We start from the raw sequence: 16,286 nt of genomic DNA, 5'->3' as shown, positions 1-16,286 counted from the left end.
CCTTTTTTATACACTTTATTTAATATTACTCAGCCACACGCTTTGGTATGGTTCTAGCTCTATCGTTAATTGGCTTTCTTCAATCGTTTTATTTGCCACCAAATCAAACCACTTTTGGGTGTTAATTAAGTTTAAGTCGGCCAATGTGAGTGTTTGTGGTTTATCGCTAATGTTATAAACACAAAATATACTTTGGCGCCTGTCAATGCTTTGTCTCCAAAAACCAAACAACCCACCTGCTAAATGCAGCGTAAACTGTGTAGCATTGGGGTGAAAGGCACTCTGCTTTTTGCGTACTGCCAATAAACTTTTTATGCCGTTAAACACTTTATGATGATGACTATACTTTTCACCAATTGCAGCCAGTAGCTTTGACTCTTGCCAACGATGACGATTTATAGCGCGGTTATGCTGTGAATTTTCAAATCGGTCGTAATCGTTAGTTGTACCCAACAAACTATGAATATAAAGCCCTGGGATACCTTCAAGCGCAAACATAATTGCGTGAGCACACATAAATCGCTCAAGGCCAAACTTATCGGGGCCATTGTGCGTCCCTTGAAGTGCATCAAATAAAGCAATATTTAGCTCGTACGGTGTATGTGTGCCATCGTTACTTGTACGCATAGATACACGACCACCAAACTGCATGGTTGTACTTACTAGTGACGCCACTTCGCTAGGTTGTAGTAAACCTTCAATTGGTCTGAGCCCTACTCCATCGTGCGAGGCTATAAAGTTAAAGTATGCCGTACCATTTTGCGCAGGCGGCATACTCATCATCCAATGTTTAATTGCTGTACTATCTCCGCTAAGTAATGTGTGTAGCAACAATGGCGGTAAGGCAAAGTTATAAATACTGTGCGCTTCGTTGGCATTACCAAAATAAGACAGGTTTTCTTGGTTTGGAATATTGGTTTCGGTAATTATAACTACGCTGGGCTCTGCGTGCTCAATAAGTGTTCGCATTAGCCTTACGGCTTCATGTGTTTGCGGCAAGTTAATACAACTTGTATTAAGCTGTTTCCACAAAAATGCAACCGCATCGAGTCTAAATAAACGTACGCCATTGTCTAAATAATGCCTAATTATTCCCACAAACTCTTTAAGTACATCAGGATTGCCAAAGTCAAAATCAACCTGATCGTGACTAAACGTACACCACACGTGCTTTTCGCCGCTTGGCGTTGTTACAGTATTTAATAACGATGAGGTTCGCGGGCGTACAACTTGGCTTAAATCATCCGTTAAGCTGGCCGTTTTAAAGTAGTCTTTACCAGGGTGTAAATCGTTTAAAAAGTTCTCAAACCATACGCTTCTGCTTGAGCAATGGTTAATAACTAAATCTGCCATTAACTTTACGTCTTTAGCGATGTTTTGAATATCTCCCCAATCACCTAACGACTCATTCACTTGCACGTAGTTCATTACGGCAAAGCCTTCATCTGAGCTGTACGGGTAAAATGGCAATATGTGCAGCGCATTTAGCTGCATATCACATTGCTCTTTTATAAACCGGTGTAGTGTTTTAAGCGGTGCCTCCATTGGGCTCGATACGGCAAATTCACTATCATCGTGTTTAATAATAGAATCGCCATAAGCAATCAATACTATATCTTGTTCATCCCATCGGTTTGTATGGGGTGTCGGGTCGCGCAGTGCATTGCTACCTAATATAATTTTAATGAGTTGCTGAGCAAGCTCAGTAACCGATAAAGGCAGCTCAACCCCCTCATAAATAATATGAAGATGTTGCTCTACTCGTTGTAAAAATAATTCGCTAACTGTGCTCACATGCGCCCCTAATATTTATTGTTTAGACTTATAGGCTAGTTAACCTGCGCGCAGGTTAACTATATTCTTCGTTATCTAGCTCTACGGCTTCTTTTAAGCGCTCAAGTACATCTGGCATTGCTGATACAACACGGTTCCAACTTGGCACAAATGGCGCTTCCATTGGGTTTTCTAAAAAGTGCTGCCCTGCTTCCATAATATTTTGTGCAAACATTTCTACTGCTTTTTCTTCTTGGTGTACATCAAGTGTTAACCCGTTCATAAGCGCATCGTTGTGATAGGTTTCAATAAAATCTAGCCCGATACGGTAGTAAGTCGCTTTTAATGAACGAATTGTTTCGCTGGTAAAAGTAACACCTTGTGTTGCCAGCTTTCTAAACAATGCCTTAGTAATATCAATCGACATTTTAGACAAACCTGCGCTTTGGTCATCAAGTGAAAGTTCTTGGTGCTTATGATCGTAATTATCGGCAATATCTACTTGGCACAAACGGTTATGTGAATAGTTACGATACATTTCGCTCAGCACGCCAATTTCAAGGCCCCAGTCACTTGGTATGCGAATATCGTTTAAAACATCGCGTCTAAACGAAAACTCACCTGCAAGTGGGTATCTAAATGAGTCCATATATTCAAGGTAGTCGGTATTGCCTAAAATTGTTTTAAACGAGCGAAGCAGTGGCGTTACTAATAAGCGCGATACACGGCCATTAATTTTGCCATTCGCAGTACGCGGGTAAAATCCTTTACAAAATTCATAGTTAAAACGCGGATGCGCAACGGGGTAAATTAAGCGAGCAAGTAAGCTTCTGTCGTAGGTTAAAATATCGCAATCATGCAGCGCGATAGATTCCACTTCCGCTGTTGCTAATTTATAGCCCATGCAGTACCACACGTTACGGCCTTTACCCAGCTCACGCGGTGCAACGCCTAGCTCTTGTAATTCTTTATCAAGTGCTTGTAAGCGTGGGCCGTCGTTCCATAATACTTTATGGTTTTGGTTTAGCTCTTTAAAAAAACCAAGTGCATGGCGGTACTGTGCTTCGTCGGCTCTATCTAAACCTATAGTAATTTGTGACAAATACGGTACTTCACGCAACTCGCTAACTATATTTTGCAGCGCAGGGCCTTCAAGTTCACTAAATAACGAAGGAAGTATTAATCCCATTGGGCGCTGCTTGCTAAAAGTAAGTAGCTCTTTTTCTAGATCTTCTATTGGTCTGTCGGCAATATTATGTAATGTTGTAATAATGCCATTTTGATAAAAATCAGCCATGAGATGTTTGCTCCTCAGAAATACTTAAAATACTGCTAATGCACGGCAACGATGTTATTTCTTCAATCCAGCCCAGCGGTGCTGGCGATTGAGAGTATCGTGCTTTATTGTGCGACAATTTAACCGGCTTTTTACTCGCCGGATTGGCGATAATAATGGCGATATTTGCATGCTCTAACATTTGCTTATCGTTATCGCTATCACCAAGTGCAATGACCGTGAGAGGCTTTCTGAAATGATGGGTAAACTGTTTAACTAACCACTGCTGTGCAGCGCTTTTATCGGTATTTTTGGCAATATGAATGAAGCGCCCACCAATTTTTATATCGTAGCCGAGTGCTTCAACATCGTTTACAAAGGCTGTGAGTAATTCGTCGTTGCCATACCAATAAAGAGGGTCTGAATAATCGCGTGTTTGTGCACGTCTTGCTTGCGCATCGTCTAGCCCGGTAAGCTCTGATATTTGCTCACTCGATAAGTCGCTAAACAATTTGTAATGCGCTTTGTAATCGGCATTTAAGGTATTTAAATCCTGTAATAAACTCGATAATGGCTTTGCCATCGCATAACACCAGTAAGCGCCTACTTTTTTACAACCAATAGGCTTTAATTCAAAATAGTCTTCTGGAATAAATACTGCTGCGCCGTTCTCTACAATAAAAGGCTGTTGAATATTTAAATCATTTTTAAGCTCAATGACTTCGCAAAAAGTTTTACTGGTATTAAACACCACCGGAATATGCGCATTTTGCAGCTGCTGTAATAACTCACTGATATTATTTGTATTATAATCAGCGTGATCGAGTAATGTGCCATCCAAATCTGTAAAAATAATTGGCTGGAGGGTGTCATCACTTGTTAGATGCATACCGCTAATATCGCGGTTGCTATCAAGCTCAATTAAAGCGTTTGCTTTAGCGCTCAGTGTGTTTAAGTTCTCACGCGTAATACGCTCAAAATGAGAAATAAAATACACCAATTGCTCGTTAGTCATGGTGCCTGAGCCTTCACCTTTTTTGGCTATTAGCTTTTGTTCTTGCTCTTGTCGCCATGTAAAAACATCACTAAAACTCGGTGCTTTTAGCATAACGGTATAATCAATTAGGTTAAAAACGGCTTTATATTCGTTTGCTAAACAGCTGTTTATACAGCGGCGCCAAACACCTTCTTTATCAAATTGTTGCTCTAACTCGTTAAGCGGCTCACTCAATGAAAACAGCGGTTGTGGCTCACTACCTACGCACCACCCTTCTAAAATAATAATATCAACGGGCTTTTTGTTTGTTAGCCAATCACTTGCTGGCACGCAGTCGTCTTCATGTTTATTAAAACGCGGAAGCGGTATGTTTACCTCACCTGCAAGTAAGTTAGTTATTGTGCTATTCATTAACGCTACGTCGTGAGTACCTGGTACTCCGCGAGTAGTAAAAAGAGGATGTACATCTTTGGCAAGCTCAGTACGTGCTTGTTTTGCTAAATAAAAGTCATCAATCGACAATGCAACACTATTAAACGGGGTATTTTTAGAAAACCAGGTAACTAAAAAATCAGCGAGTGTTGTTTTTCCTGAGCCTTGGCATCCATTTATGGCAACAAAAATAGGAGTATTTGTTTTTTTAGATTCGAGGATGTCATGCGCGAGTGGAACAAAATATTGCTCACTCAAATATTGATACTTTAAAGGCAGTTGGTGTTTTGCTAAAAACGGGGTTATATCCACAATATTGGCCTCTGACATAGTTACTCCTTTGCATACAATGCGTCTGGGAGTTAAATGCAGGTACTAGACCATTATTATTTTTATATATTTATTAATAGGTTAAAAAAATAGCGCATTCAAAATGCGCTATTATGGTGCAATCTATTTACCTAATGTACAAAATTAAACTTTTTCAGGTTCTGCTTTTGGTAACACTAAGTTAAGTACTATTCCTAAAATAGCGCAGAGGCTTACGCCCTCTAAACTAAATTGGCTGCCACCAATATGCATACCACCAATACCGCACACCAAAATAAGTGCAACAATACTTAAGTTACGCGGCGCAGTTAAATCATCGCCCGACTTAACTAATGTATTTAAACCCACTACAGCAATAGAGCCAAAAAGTAGAATCATAATGCCGCCCATTACTGGCACAGGAATAGTTTGCAAACCAGATCCCATTTTAGCTACAAACGCTAAAATAATGGCAATAACGGCTGTCCACATCATTACTTTAGGATTGAAGTTTTTGGTAAGCATGACAGCGCCCGTAACTTCTGAGTATGTAGTGTTAGGCGGACCACCAAATAACGATGCTGCAGAAGTCGCAAGGCCATCACCAAATAAAGTGCGGTGAAGCCCTGGCTTTTTCAAAAAGTCTTTATTGGTTACTTGGCTAATAGCCATCATGTCTCCAATATGTTCAATTGCAGGTGCTATTGCTACAGGTACCATAAACAAAATAGCCTGCCATTTAAACTCAGGCCAAGTGAAGTTTGGTACAGCAAACCACTGTGCGTTAGTCACTGCGTCAAATTGCACAACGCCCATACCAAGCGATAAACAATAACCCGCTACAACCCCTGCTAATATTGGTATAAGCTTAAATACGCCTTTTCCCCATACTGCAAAAATAAGCGTTACCACTAACGAGAACAACGAAATATAAATAGCGCTAGTGTAATCAATAATTTGAATACTGCCATCGCCACTTTTACCCATCGCCATATTTACGGCAACAGGTGCAAGCGCAAGGCCAATAACCATAATTACTGGGCCTACAACCACAGGCGGTAAAATTTTATGAAGCGTTGCAACGCCTTTAAATTTTACTAATAAGCTTAAAAGCATATAAGCAAAACCTGCAACCATTAAGCCGCCCATAGTGGCCGGTACGCCCCACATTTGCACAGCGGCAATAATAGGAGCAATAAAGGCAAACGATGAAGCTAAAAATATAGGCACCTGGCCTTTAGTCACTACCTGAAACAGCAAAGTACCAAGGCCTGCGGTAAAAAGCGCAACATTAGGATCCAAGCCCGTTAAAAGCGGCACTAATACCAATGCACCAAATGCTACAAACAGCATTTGCGCGCCCGTTAAAATAGTTTTTATTGAAAAGGTGTCATTATTTTGCACTTAAGACTCCTAAACAGTACCGAATATTTTGTCGCCTGCATCGCCTAAACCAGGGATAATATAGCCCTTTTCGTTTAAGTGGCTATCTACTGAGGCTGTAAATATTTCTACATCTGGATGAGCGGCAAGTGTTCTCTCAACACCTTCTGGTGCTGCAACAAGTACAATTACTTTGATTTCTTTACAGCCTGCTTTTTTAAGCATATCGATTGTGGCAATCATTGAGCCACCCGTTGCAAGCATAGGGTCAATAACTAAGCTTAGGCGTTCATCAATATTACCTACTAGCTTTTCAAAATATGGTACTGGTTCTAGTGTTTCTTCGTTACGTTCAAGACCAACAACACTTACTTTAGCGGCTGGTAATAACTGCATAACACCGTCCATCATGCCAAGACCAGCACGCAAAATAGGCACTACGGTAATTTTTTTACCTTTTATGTGCTCTACTTTTAATTTATTGCCATCCCAGCCTGTAATTTCGTTATCTTCTAACTGTAGGTTTTTAGTTGCTTCGTAGGTTAATAAAGTTCCAACTTCAGAACATAATTCACGAAAGCTTTTAGTACTAATACCATGCGCTCGCATTAGGCCTAGTTTATGTTGAACAAGAGGGTGAGAAATAACGTGAATTGCCATGATATAAACCTACTGATACAAGAATTTGCAGTATTTTATATTAAAAAAGGTCATTTGACCTGTAGTTTTAAAGAGATTTTCATACATCGTGCCAAAATGTATTGTTTTGCTTGATATTTATGCAAGAGATTAGCAAAATCTGTTTATTAAATGTTACTCGCTAACCAGCTGTTTACTTGCTGTTGCATATAACTATTTATTTTTTGATGCTCGGGGCTCCACCCAGCTAAAAATCGATAAAAGTCAGCCCATGCAGCAGGCCATAAAGCGAGCCAATCGTCAGCTATTTTACTTGCTGGTGCCCAAGGGTGATAAGCTGTAATAGCAGCCTTTAAATTATCAAAATAATACGCAAGGTACTCATCAGCGCACTCGTGCAATTGTACATCACTCAAGCAACTGGTCATAAAATACATTACATCAATTATCCCAGAGCCTGCACCTATATACTGAAAATCATAACCGAGTATTTTATCGTGCTCATTTGCTGCAAAGTTAGCAAGTTTTGCATCGCCATGAATTAGCGTTTTATACGCACAACTTTGTAGCTGCTCATCTATTTTATGTGCAGCATTTTTAATATCGGACTTTTTATCAAGGTTATCTTTTAGTTTATTAAACTCATCTGGGCGTGTGCTTAAATGCCAGTAGTTGCCTTGCTGCCATAACCCTTCAGCGGGTTTACTTAAGTTAAACGCATGAAAGTGTACAAGCCACCTTAATATAGCTTTAACATGTTGTGGCCCTGCTTGAGTAAACCCATGTTTGGTGAAATCCTTAAACACCAGCGCATATTCATCATCTTTATTAATTGCACCTATACATTCAATACTTTGCGCATGTACTGGTAAATACTGGCTATAAAGCTTATAAAATGTGTATTCAACACTATAGGAATGCTGCTTTCTTTTAAGCGCAAATTCGCTTTGTTTAATTTTAGGATGGTGTATATAACTGGGTATTTTAATAGCTTTAATAACACATGGCTCATCATCAAGCTGGCACTGCACAATACTGCCACATCCACTCCAAAGTGATGTAAGCGTATCGCCAATTTCAATGTGCTTAAAGTGAGGTTGTAATAAAGGAATATAAAATGCCATAGCTATATTAAGTAATTAAGTTTTTTGTAGTTTAACATTAGTGGACGTTTTTAATAAAACTAAGGCATAAAAAAGCTCCACTTGGTTTTATACAAGTTTGTATGTAAATAGTGGCCAAAATCACTATGTCAGTACACCAGGTTATTTCCATTTCATCCATTAAATAAGTCATTAGCCTATTAAATCTAAATTGCACGCATGAAAATGGCTGCATATTTGCAGTTTTAATTTCGTACTGAGTAGTTTAAGTTTTATGCTAGTAGCTTTTCGCAGTTACTGATATTCGCTCGGCGCTTTCGGTTTAAGTTTTCACAATAACCTTCTTGTGAGGCTGGCCTGCCCACTGCGCCATGAAATACGCGCGTAAATTGGGTTGTAAGCTTTAACCAGTTTTCTGGAGATATATTCACCCTTTCTAGTAAAGGCAAGTGTGTACTTTCAATATACCCTCGCTTGTCTTCTCGTATACAACGTCCTGTTAATTCAACAAGTTCAAGGTACGATTTAAGCTCAAACGGCAGCCCTTTTGGCATTATTTGACGTGACATGCCTGCAAAGCGAAGGAGTTGTTTTGGTTGTTTACCATCCTTTGCATATGTTAGTCGCTGTTTGATGCTGGTATGGCCTGAATCCTCTGGAGTGTTAGCTATTTTAGCTCTAATGGGGTTTAAGTCTACATATGCCATACAAGCTGCAAGTGCTGCTTCATCTAGTAATGCTTGCGATTTGAATCTACCCTCCCCACAAAGTTGTATGGAACAACTTTGAACGCCTTAGGCGGCCCGAAGGGTGAGCGCCATGGATGGCAGCGAATAAAACCGTCCAGTGCAGTTATCTTCTTTATTTGCTCTGCGAGCAATGTCTTCATTTAATAGCCGCATAAACCAACTGATACTTGATAGGCGTTCTCGGTATTGCTTAACCGTTTGATTGAAAAAGATGAGTTCAACTTTACTTAGCTTTTCACCTTGTACATATTTTTGCGTTAGCAATGTGCCTTTACAGAGTTTATGCCAGCGAATAACAATCGCTTTATCATTTAGCCTATTCGCTTTTTTATCATCAACATACAGTGCTAAATGGGTATGATTACTCATGACGGCATAAGCACATACATCAATACAAAATATTTTTGCTAATACGAGCAACCTATCTTCAACCCAGCCTCGTCGATGCTCGTAAGACTTGCCTGTAAAACGGTCTTCACCACACAAAAAAGCACGACGCACGCAACGTGAAATACAGTGGTAGTATTTTGTATCAACCAAACTTACTTGACGCTTTCTTGCGATTGCCATAAGACACCCTGCTTATTTTTCACACTAAATAAAGGCTAGCCTTTAACTTCGAAAAGTGCAAAATTTAAGATGGGTGTCTTGCTTATTTTTTGGGTCGAAGATAAATTCGGTTACGAAATGACCCACAATCTAATTATTTGCAGTCACAAAGGTTTACTGAAAGGCGACATTTTAATCGACGACCATGCCAGTGGCCGAGGCCAAGAATTCTTTGAAGGGCAACTCATTCACTTTGGACATCAAGAATATCCTAATTGGGAAGCTGTATTAACTCACTTGCGAGAAGTAATTAAACCTATTACTGAGTAAAGATAATACAAAACTGAATTACCCTCCTAAAATAAAGCCCCTTGCGGGGCTTTGGATTCAAAAACGATTAGCTAGATGAGAAAAGCGTTCATGTTTACCCTCATCCTCTCTTAGTAACCCTTAATAGTTGGCACTTTGTAGTGTTTTCTCATATCATCATATCCTACCCAATTTAGACCATCTGCGAAAAAATTTACTTTATCAAGATCTAAAGCTCTAGCAGGAGCTAGTTTAGTAGCTGTATCTTCATCTGAAATTGAAAGTGCTGTAGGATAAGACCAATAAAGCTTAGAATTTCCACAACGAACTGTTTTATTATTTACAGAAAACGCCAACCTTCCAATACCTATAGATGCAGAGTCTACTAATTCAACATTATTGCTTTCTCGCTTAATTCCACTTTTCGACAACTCTAAAATGTCAAAGTTAGCCAAAAATGTTTCTGCTCCTGAATTAAAAGTAGACGCTTCAGTTTCATCGTTTAATCTTTTTACTTTTGTGAATTTTACCGCACAATATACGTTGTTACTTGACTTGATTAAAACGATACTATTTATCGGACTATCAACCCACGAGAAACCAACTAGATAGTTTTGATTATTTATAATAGCTTCTACATCCTTTATTGATGGCCTTGAATATTCAGAATAATCAGAACTAATAATTCCTTCATAGTTGACTTTTTCTGTTGCTGTACACGAAGATAGCATTAATTCAACAATAAGAATGAAAGCAAAAGTTTTAATTTTCATGAGCTCTTCCTTTTTTTAACGAAACTTATCATTTCTAATTTTCTCTTTACACGCTAAAGTTCCACAAAGTAAGCCTGCTGTAGAATTACTTACTCTTTTACCACCATTTCCACTTGAATTGCTTCCACTTCCTTTTCCACCTCTACCACTTATACCATCTTTTGTTGCAGTATATGCATTAGAAATGGTAGAAAATGACGGAAAGATATCATGCCATAAATGGGCTACCCCAACTCCAACACCCTTGTCGAAAAAACCTCCAAGCCACTCAAAATATCCACGATGTCCTCCTGCAAATTGATCTTGGATAGCATGAGCAGCCAATCCTAGGTCTCCATTATTTAACGCTGTATTTATAAAAGCCTTATGATTCGCAGCCGCTTCTAACTTGCTCTGATTACTGTGAGACATAGCGTGTCTTGCAACGGCCAATTTATCAACCCCTTGAGAGCCTTCCTCCCAATCTGCCTGCATAGATCTATAAGCGATCTTAAGACTTGACCATAAATCATTGCCCGCACCAATTGATGCAAAAAAAGTTATTCCTCCATGCCAAGGAACTGCCAATTGACCATCAGGGTCAACATATTTGTACGGATTATTGTTAGCATAGGCATATCGATTAAAGCTATGAACATTGTTAAACCCAACCGGATCATTTGAGTAAAAACGACCTATGACTGGATCATAGTATCGTGCCTGCATATAACTCAACCCTAAATCGGTGTCGAATTTATGCCCTGTGTACCCTACGTCATCTTTGGGTGCTTCTATCGATTCACCAAATGGGCGACTGTGTTGACGACTTGCATTCACGGTTTGCGGTGTAACATCACCATATTTAGCAATCAGTTTTTTACCTAAGTAAATATAGTTAGTGCCGTTGCCTGTTATGGTCTCGCCTTTTTCTCTATACAGTAATGTACCATCTTGGCTGTACATTGAATAGCTGGTGCCATTGCCATCGCTCTGTTTTACGCGGCGGTTATGGCCATCGTATAAGTAACTATTACCTTTTGCAGTGGTAAGTTGGTTTGCCGAAACTAAACTTGACAGCCACTCTAATCGAACAAACAAAACGTTACTATTAAATTTAATTTTTAGGTTAGGAATTTATCTTTTATCGCCGGGTTGCTTTCATTTCATACATCAAATAAGTCACTAGCGCTCTTAATCTAAATTACACGCATGAAAATGCCTGCATGATGCAGTTATGATTTATTAATGAATAGTTGAAGCTTTATGCCAGTAGCTTTTCGCAGTTACTGATATTCGCTCGCCGCTTTCGCTTTAAGTTTTCACAGTAGCTTATTTGTGAGCTGGGCCTGCCTACTGCCCCATGGAATACGCGCGTAAATTGTGTTGTGAGTTTTAACCAGTTTTCTGGGGATATGTTAAGCCTTTCAAGCAAGGGAAGGTTCATATTATCAATATGCCCGCGCTTGTCTTCTCGTATACAACGTCCTGTTAATTCAACAAGTTCAAGGTACGACTTAAGCTCAAACGGTAGCCCTTTTGGCATTATTTGACGTGGCATGCCTGCAAAGCACAGGAGTTGTTTTGGTTGTTTGCCCTCTTTAGCGTATGTTAGTCGCTTTTGAACGCTGGTATGGTCAGATTCTTCTGGTGTATTTGCCATTTTTGCTCTGATGGGGTTTAAGTCTACGTATGCCATACAGGCCGCAAGGGCTGCTTCATCTAATAATGCTTGAGACGTAAATCGTCCCTCCCAAAACCTACCCGTGCAGTTATCTTCTTTATTTGCTCTGCGAGCAATGTTTTCATTTAACAACCGCATAAACCAGCTAATACTTGATAGGCGCTCTCGATATTCTTTTACTGTTTGATTAAAAAATATGAGTTCTATTTTACTTAGCTTTTCGCCCTCCATGTATTTTTGCGTAAGTACAGTGCCTTTACACAGCTTGTGCCAGCGAATAACAATCGCTTTATCATTTAGCCTATTCGCTTTCTTATCATCAACATACAGTACTAAATGGGTATGATTACTCATTACGGCATAAGCACATACATCAATACAAAACACCTTAGCTAACTCAAGCAGTTTGTCTTCAACCCAGCCTCTACGATGCTCGTAAGACTTGCCTGTAAAACGGTCTTCGCCACATAAAAATGCACGGCGTACACAACGTGAAATACAGTGGTAGTACTTTGTATCAACCAAACTTACTTGACGCTTTCTTGCGATAGCCATAAGACACCCTGCTTGTTTTTTACACTAAATAAACGTAGTCCTTAATTTAAAAAAGAGCAAAATTTAGGATGGGTGTCACTGTTAATTTTTCTTTTTCAGAAAGAATTTCGCTTAAATATATTTTGTTATCATCATAGTGCTTTGGAAAATTGATACTCATATATGTCATTTTTTTCTTCTCAGCTTCCCAGAATCTATACTTTATTTCGGTATGCCCAGCGTACTTTTTGAGAAAACGATCAATGGTTAGTCCTTCTTTTTGCCAATTTACTAAGCCTTTTGTCAACCAAACCTCATTCCAACTCTCAAACAATGGAAAGTGAGCAAAAGTATTTCTGATAAATTTAAACAAGGGGCCACCAATTTCAGATTCCATTGGAGGTCTTTGTTTCTTGATTGTCTCAAGAACATACTTAAAGGGTTCATAAGCCAACAACTCAGCATAAACTGAAAAGAGGTTAATCACTTTACTAAAACGATACCAGTCTTCTTGTTCCCAAAATGAGTCTTCAATTATTTCATCGGCAAGATCATAAAACCTGTTGTAAGCAAGGCTTAAGAAAACCTCTTCTTTTGATGTAGGCCGCAACTCCATGCAGGGAAACTCCTAGAGACATAACGCCGTTTTAAGCGGCAAATTGCAGTTGGCTAAAATAAATGAGGCACGAACAAAAAGCCAACTGTAATTTGTCCGACTTGAAAACCCTTGTTATGTGGCTAGTTACAAAAATGCTTAAGTTTGGCTTTTGTTATAAATGGTGCAAGCTTTTCGATAGCCCCATTATTTTTATGCCAAATGATATAAGTGTAATCCCACTCTTCTGTAATAACACAATCTAACTCAGGTAAAACATACCTTGAAAATAGTGAAGAATCTTTGGTCATTGATTCACTGTAGTTTGAAAAAGTATCCTGAATATTGTTTATATCCAGAAGTTTCTCTGATTTACAGTCTGCCAGTTTAACCATAAAACCTTGAGATAGTAACTTGATAAATTCGTTAAAACGGCTCCATTCATTTTCAGTTACAAGATCTAGTTTATAACTTTCATCACCTAACCAGCCACCCCAAAGAGATACGAACTCTTTAGTAAAATTAGCTTTAACTTCCCAATCTTCAAAATATGATTGATACATACGACTCCATAGACACATAACGCCCGCCTAACACGCAATGTGTTGGCGTGGCTTTTTGCGTTGTTTGCCAAAACCATGACAACTTAACATTGTCGGAGTTTAGGCGCTTGTTATGCGTTGACGGTATACAGCCATATACCAAAATATACCAGCGCCAATGCAGCCACAAAAGCTGCAAAATAATGTTTGTTTAATTAGGTCAATATTAGAGTCTTGACCGAACGGTTTAAATGCATAGATGAATACAACACAGGGCACCACAGAAGCTAACAGATACCAGAAAAAACCCTGATGGTTTAGCTTCTTAAGTGCAAAATGCACAGGTAATGCCCAGACCATTACAACAATTAAAGCAACAATGGCCGCTACGCTTGCTATTAAGAGCGATATTCGTATATCCGTATAATCAGAACCAATTGAATCTATAGCAGTAACCACAAAGGTAACTACAAAAACGGTTAAAACTGTACTCAAGCTGGCTATATATAGTGACTTCATATTTTACGCATAACGCCTCATTAAGAGGCAAAAAATAGTTGGTTAAAATAAGCGACGAAGGAGCAAAAACCAACTGTTTTTTGTCCTTTTGAATGACTTGTTATATCACGTTTACTCTGTGATGATTATAGAACTAAGTCCTTCAGTAGCTTGCTTGAACTTCACATCAAAGTGAAGGTTTTCTTTGATATATTTTTTAGTTTTTTCTGTGGTTCGACAACCCCATATAATCGACCTAATCCACTCTGGCTGATACTTTACGATTGCGAAGTTAGGTTCTTTTTTAACTATAAGTTGCTCCATCGCATTGCTCATTTGAAAACGATATTCTGATTCATATTCCCATTCATTGAGCTTAGTACGTAAAGCTTGCCAAATATCATTCCCTACTTTTGTGTTATCACCAAGGCCTACATGGGTTTCTATTAAGTCAATTAGGTTAAAACTTGGGATATTGGATTGGTATTTCACTTGTTCTGCTAGGATTTTAGTTGAATCCCACTCTATACAGAAACCTTTATGAGAATTTGCATAATGTGACCACATTAAATTGTTGTCGTTTTTATCTGTAACGCAGTAATAAAGGTAGTTATCAAATAGCTTTATTACTTCGTTTTCAAATAACTGAACTTTTGACTTCCAGTCGTCACCCCAAAACACTTTTTTAAATTCTGACCTTTTTGATGTCTTTAGCTTAGATGAGATCTCTTTTAGGTCTTTTCTTGTTGGTTTTATAAGATTTACTTTAGAGTCAAATAGGTCATTAAAGTTGTTTCTAGTTGAGAAAGTAACTTGATCAGCCAACAAGTTGATAACTGAATATTCTTTATCAAAAGATTGATCTTGATATACAGGACAGTATTTATAAAAGCTTGATGGGGACATAATTCCTTAGTGATATAACGCCGCATTAAGCGGACAAAAATAGTGGGTTAAAATGTGTAGCGAAGCGAAACGTAACCCACTGTTTTTGTTCCGTTTAAATGCCTTGTTATGAGGCTTTACACTTGTTTTTCTTTTAATTTTTTTAATGCAAATTTTCCCCGCTCAGAAACGGTATTTGAAGCATCGGAGGAAAAAATATTTGCAAGTTTTAGTGCGTAATCACCTAAGTTATCTAACTCTTTTATGAGCATTTCAGCGGCAATTCTCCTTACCATGGAGGAACGATCAACAGATGATTTTTCCAATACACTCAAAAAATCAAAACTTACGAACAATTCTCTCTCTGAAATAATTGGCATCATACGACCTTCGCAATACCTAATATCAGTCCACTCCCACTTTCTTCCTTCAAACCAAGTCATTTTACCTTCAAATTGACATCTATACGCTTTAGCACGAACAGCAGGCTGAACTGAAGCATTAGCGATTTCGCTTAAGCTTTCGTCAAGTACAGAGGTTCGCCCAATTTGAGCGAATATAGTAGCTAAAGGGCCAGAGACATCAAATATGATTTTTGATTTAATCGCATTCGTAACCTCTTCTTGGGAAATGATGTCAAGCAAAGCCATTTTATCAGATACTTCTATTCTCCCCCAAGAATTCCAGTTTGATAAGACAAGACATAAAGACTCTGCGACATAGTTAGGATCTGTAAGTTTTGCTATTTGAGGTAGTTTTTCTCTGGCGGCTTTTCTGACCTCTGGAACCCAGTCATTTAACCTACGAAGAGTTAAGGTAAAGAAAAAGCTATTTGGAGCACCACTTGATAATGTACGTAATGCTTTTTCACGTTTGTAGCCATCCCAATTACACAAGTCAACCCATGTCAAAAATGGTGAAGAGTTTAACCAAATTTTCCATTTGGGTTGCGCTGAACTTTCAATTGCTGAAGAAAACTCACTTCGAATTAATCTTTCCCAATAATCAAAGTTGGATAAGGGCAAGCAAGACGTTGCATTTATAAGAGGTGTCATATCGGCAACAACTTTACTACTAGAATTAATAGATTTTGCAAAGTCTTTTACTGCTGAGACTACGGACTCTTCCATATTTAAACAAACCTCCATGTTAACATTGCCTCATAACGCCGCTGTAACCTGTGCGGTTTGTGTAGTGGAGTTTTGTGTAAAATGGCGAAGCCATACACAAAACGGAGCGAAGCAAACTGCATCAGGTTTACAGCCTTGTTAGGCACTTTA

At 38.8% G+C, this 16,286-nt stretch carries 15 protein-coding genes and 1 pseudogene; 1 reads left to right on the top strand and 15 read right to left on the bottom strand.

Going from position 1 to position 16,286, the window contains the following annotated elements:
• Window positions 1–15 precede the first annotated feature (15 nt).
• The 7 genes and pseudogenes from I6F47_RS07655 to I6F47_RS07625 form a co-directional block, all read right to left on the bottom strand.
• Window positions 16–1,794, bottom strand: coding sequence for a sugar phosphorylase (locus tag I6F47_RS07655; RefSeq protein ID WP_197183637.1), 1,779 nt, complete (start codon window positions 1,792–1,794; stop codon window positions 16–18).
• 55 nt (window positions 1,795–1,849) lie between these two features.
• Window positions 1,850–3,070: a glycosyl transferase gene (locus tag I6F47_RS07650; RefSeq protein WP_002958673.1), complete on the bottom strand. Its 1,221-nt coding sequence runs from the start codon at window positions 3,068–3,070 to the stop codon at window positions 1,850–1,852.
• Window positions 3,063–4,808 (bottom strand): HAD-IIB family hydrolase, encoded by a 1,746-nt coding sequence (locus I6F47_RS07645; RefSeq protein WP_197100591.1) that lies wholly within the window; start codon window positions 4,806–4,808, stop codon window positions 3,063–3,065. Before I6F47_RS07645 ends, I6F47_RS07650 begins: the two co-directional genes overlap by 8 nt.
• 144 nt (window positions 4,809–4,952) lie before the next feature.
• Complete coding sequence (locus I6F47_RS07640; protein ID WP_024607205.1) at window positions 4,953–6,191, bottom strand: uracil-xanthine permease family protein; 1,239 nt, start codon at window positions 6,189–6,191, stop codon at window positions 4,953–4,955.
• 9 nt (window positions 6,192–6,200) lie between these two features.
• On the bottom strand, window positions 6,201–6,830 hold the full coding sequence (upp, locus tag I6F47_RS07635; protein ID WP_024591723.1) for a uracil phosphoribosyltransferase: 630 nt from the start codon (window positions 6,828–6,830) through the stop codon (window positions 6,201–6,203).
• 146 nt (window positions 6,831–6,976) lie between these two features.
• Window positions 6,977–7,933 (bottom strand): phosphotransferase, encoded by a 957-nt coding sequence (locus tag I6F47_RS07630; protein WP_197183636.1) that lies wholly within the window; start codon window positions 7,931–7,933, stop codon window positions 6,977–6,979.
• A gap of 251 nt (window positions 7,934–8,184) precedes the next feature.
• A pseudogene (locus tag I6F47_RS07625) lies at window positions 8,185–9,231 on the bottom strand (transposase).
• Window positions 9,232–9,348: 117 nt separating this feature from the next.
• Between I6F47_RS07625 and I6F47_RS07620 the strand changes: the two are divergent.
• Window positions 9,349–9,540, top strand: a complete 192-nt coding sequence (locus I6F47_RS07620) for a hypothetical protein (protein ID WP_197183635.1) — start codon at window positions 9,349–9,351, stop codon at window positions 9,538–9,540.
• Window positions 9,541–9,650: 110 nt separating this feature from the next.
• On the opposite strand, the gene I6F47_RS07615 is transcribed toward I6F47_RS07620, so the two are convergent.
• From I6F47_RS07615 to I6F47_RS07580, 8 genes are all read right to left on the bottom strand, one after another.
• A complete protein-coding gene (locus I6F47_RS07615; protein ID WP_197176023.1) occupies window positions 9,651–10,292 on the bottom strand; it encodes a hypothetical protein in 642 nt (213 codons plus the stop codon).
• Between the two features lie 15 nt (window positions 10,293–10,307).
• Window positions 10,308–11,369: an RHS repeat-associated core domain-containing protein gene (locus tag I6F47_RS20580; protein WP_231609188.1), complete on the bottom strand. Its 1,062-nt coding sequence runs from the start codon at window positions 11,367–11,369 to the stop codon at window positions 10,308–10,310.
• Between the two features lie 163 nt (window positions 11,370–11,532).
• Window positions 11,533–12,507, bottom strand: a complete 975-nt coding sequence (locus I6F47_RS07605) for a transposase (protein WP_197183634.1) — start codon at window positions 12,505–12,507, stop codon at window positions 11,533–11,535.
• Window positions 12,508–12,553: 46 nt separating this feature from the next.
• Window positions 12,554–13,102: a hypothetical protein gene (locus I6F47_RS07600; protein ID WP_197183633.1), complete on the bottom strand. Its 549-nt coding sequence runs from the start codon at window positions 13,100–13,102 to the stop codon at window positions 12,554–12,556.
• A 122-nt stretch (window positions 13,103–13,224) separates the two neighbouring features.
• A complete protein-coding gene (locus I6F47_RS07595; RefSeq protein ID WP_197183632.1) occupies window positions 13,225–13,644 on the bottom strand; it encodes a hypothetical protein in 420 nt (139 codons plus the stop codon).
• Between the two features lie 99 nt (window positions 13,645–13,743).
• Window positions 13,744–14,142, bottom strand: coding sequence for a hypothetical protein (locus I6F47_RS07590; RefSeq protein ID WP_197183631.1), 399 nt, complete (start codon window positions 14,140–14,142; stop codon window positions 13,744–13,746).
• A gap of 111 nt (window positions 14,143–14,253) precedes the next feature.
• Entirely contained in the window at window positions 14,254–15,027 is a 774-nt protein-coding gene (locus I6F47_RS07585) for a DUF2971 domain-containing protein (RefSeq protein WP_197183630.1), read from the bottom strand.
• Between the two features lie 116 nt (window positions 15,028–15,143).
• Window positions 15,144–16,136, bottom strand: a complete 993-nt coding sequence (locus I6F47_RS07580; protein ID WP_231609187.1) for a hypothetical protein — start codon at window positions 16,134–16,136, stop codon at window positions 15,144–15,146.
• Window positions 16,137–16,286 lie beyond the last annotated feature (150 nt).

The sequence above is a fragment of the Pseudoalteromonas sp. NZS37 genome (genome assembly GCF_015864265.1).
GTDB classification, from domain to species: domain Bacteria; phylum Pseudomonadota; class Gammaproteobacteria; order Enterobacterales; family Alteromonadaceae; genus Pseudoalteromonas; species Pseudoalteromonas arctica.
The sequence above is the reverse complement of the archived record's forward strand: the minus strand, read 5'-3'. Positions and strand labels throughout refer to the sequence as shown.

Bases quoted from the DNA above. Each gene is read 5' to 3' on its own strand.
- I6F47_RS07590 (WP_197183631.1), bottom strand. From the start codon at position 14,142: ATGAAGTCACTATATATAGCCAGCTTGAGTACAGTTTTAACCGTTTTT.
- I6F47_RS07645 (WP_197100591.1), bottom strand. From the start codon at position 4,808: ATGTCAGAGGCCAATATTGTGGATATAACCCCGTTTTTAGCAAAACAC.
- I6F47_RS07585 (WP_197183630.1), bottom strand. From the start codon at position 15,027: ATGTCCCCATCAAGCTTTTATAAATACTGTCCTGTATATCAAGATCAA.
- I6F47_RS07630 (WP_197183636.1), bottom strand. From the start codon at position 7,933: ATGGCATTTTATATTCCTTTATTACAACCTCACTTTAAGCACATTGAA.
- I6F47_RS07600 (WP_197183633.1), bottom strand. From the start codon at position 13,102: ATGGAGTTGCGGCCTACATCAAAAGAAGAGGTTTTCTTAAGCCTTGCT.
- I6F47_RS07620 (WP_197183635.1), top strand. From the start codon at position 9,349: ATGACCCACAATCTAATTATTTGCAGTCACAAAGGTTTACTGAAAGGC.
- I6F47_RS07615 (WP_197176023.1), bottom strand. From the start codon at position 10,292: ATGAAAATTAAAACTTTTGCTTTCATTCTTATTGTTGAATTAATGCTA.
- I6F47_RS07580 (WP_231609187.1), bottom strand. From the start codon at position 16,136: ATGGAAGAGTCCGTAGTCTCAGCAGTAAAAGACTTTGCAAAATCTATT.
- upp (WP_024591723.1), bottom strand. From the start codon at position 6,830: ATGGCAATTCACGTTATTTCTCACCCTCTTGTTCAACATAAACTAGGC.
- I6F47_RS07595 (WP_197183632.1), bottom strand. From the start codon at position 13,644: ATGTATCAATCATATTTTGAAGATTGGGAAGTTAAAGCTAATTTTACT.
- I6F47_RS07650 (WP_002958673.1), bottom strand. From the start codon at position 3,070: ATGGCTGATTTTTATCAAAATGGCATTATTACAACATTACATAATATT.
- I6F47_RS07605 (WP_197183634.1), bottom strand. From the start codon at position 12,507: ATGGCTATCGCAAGAAAGCGTCAAGTAAGTTTGGTTGATACAAAGTAC.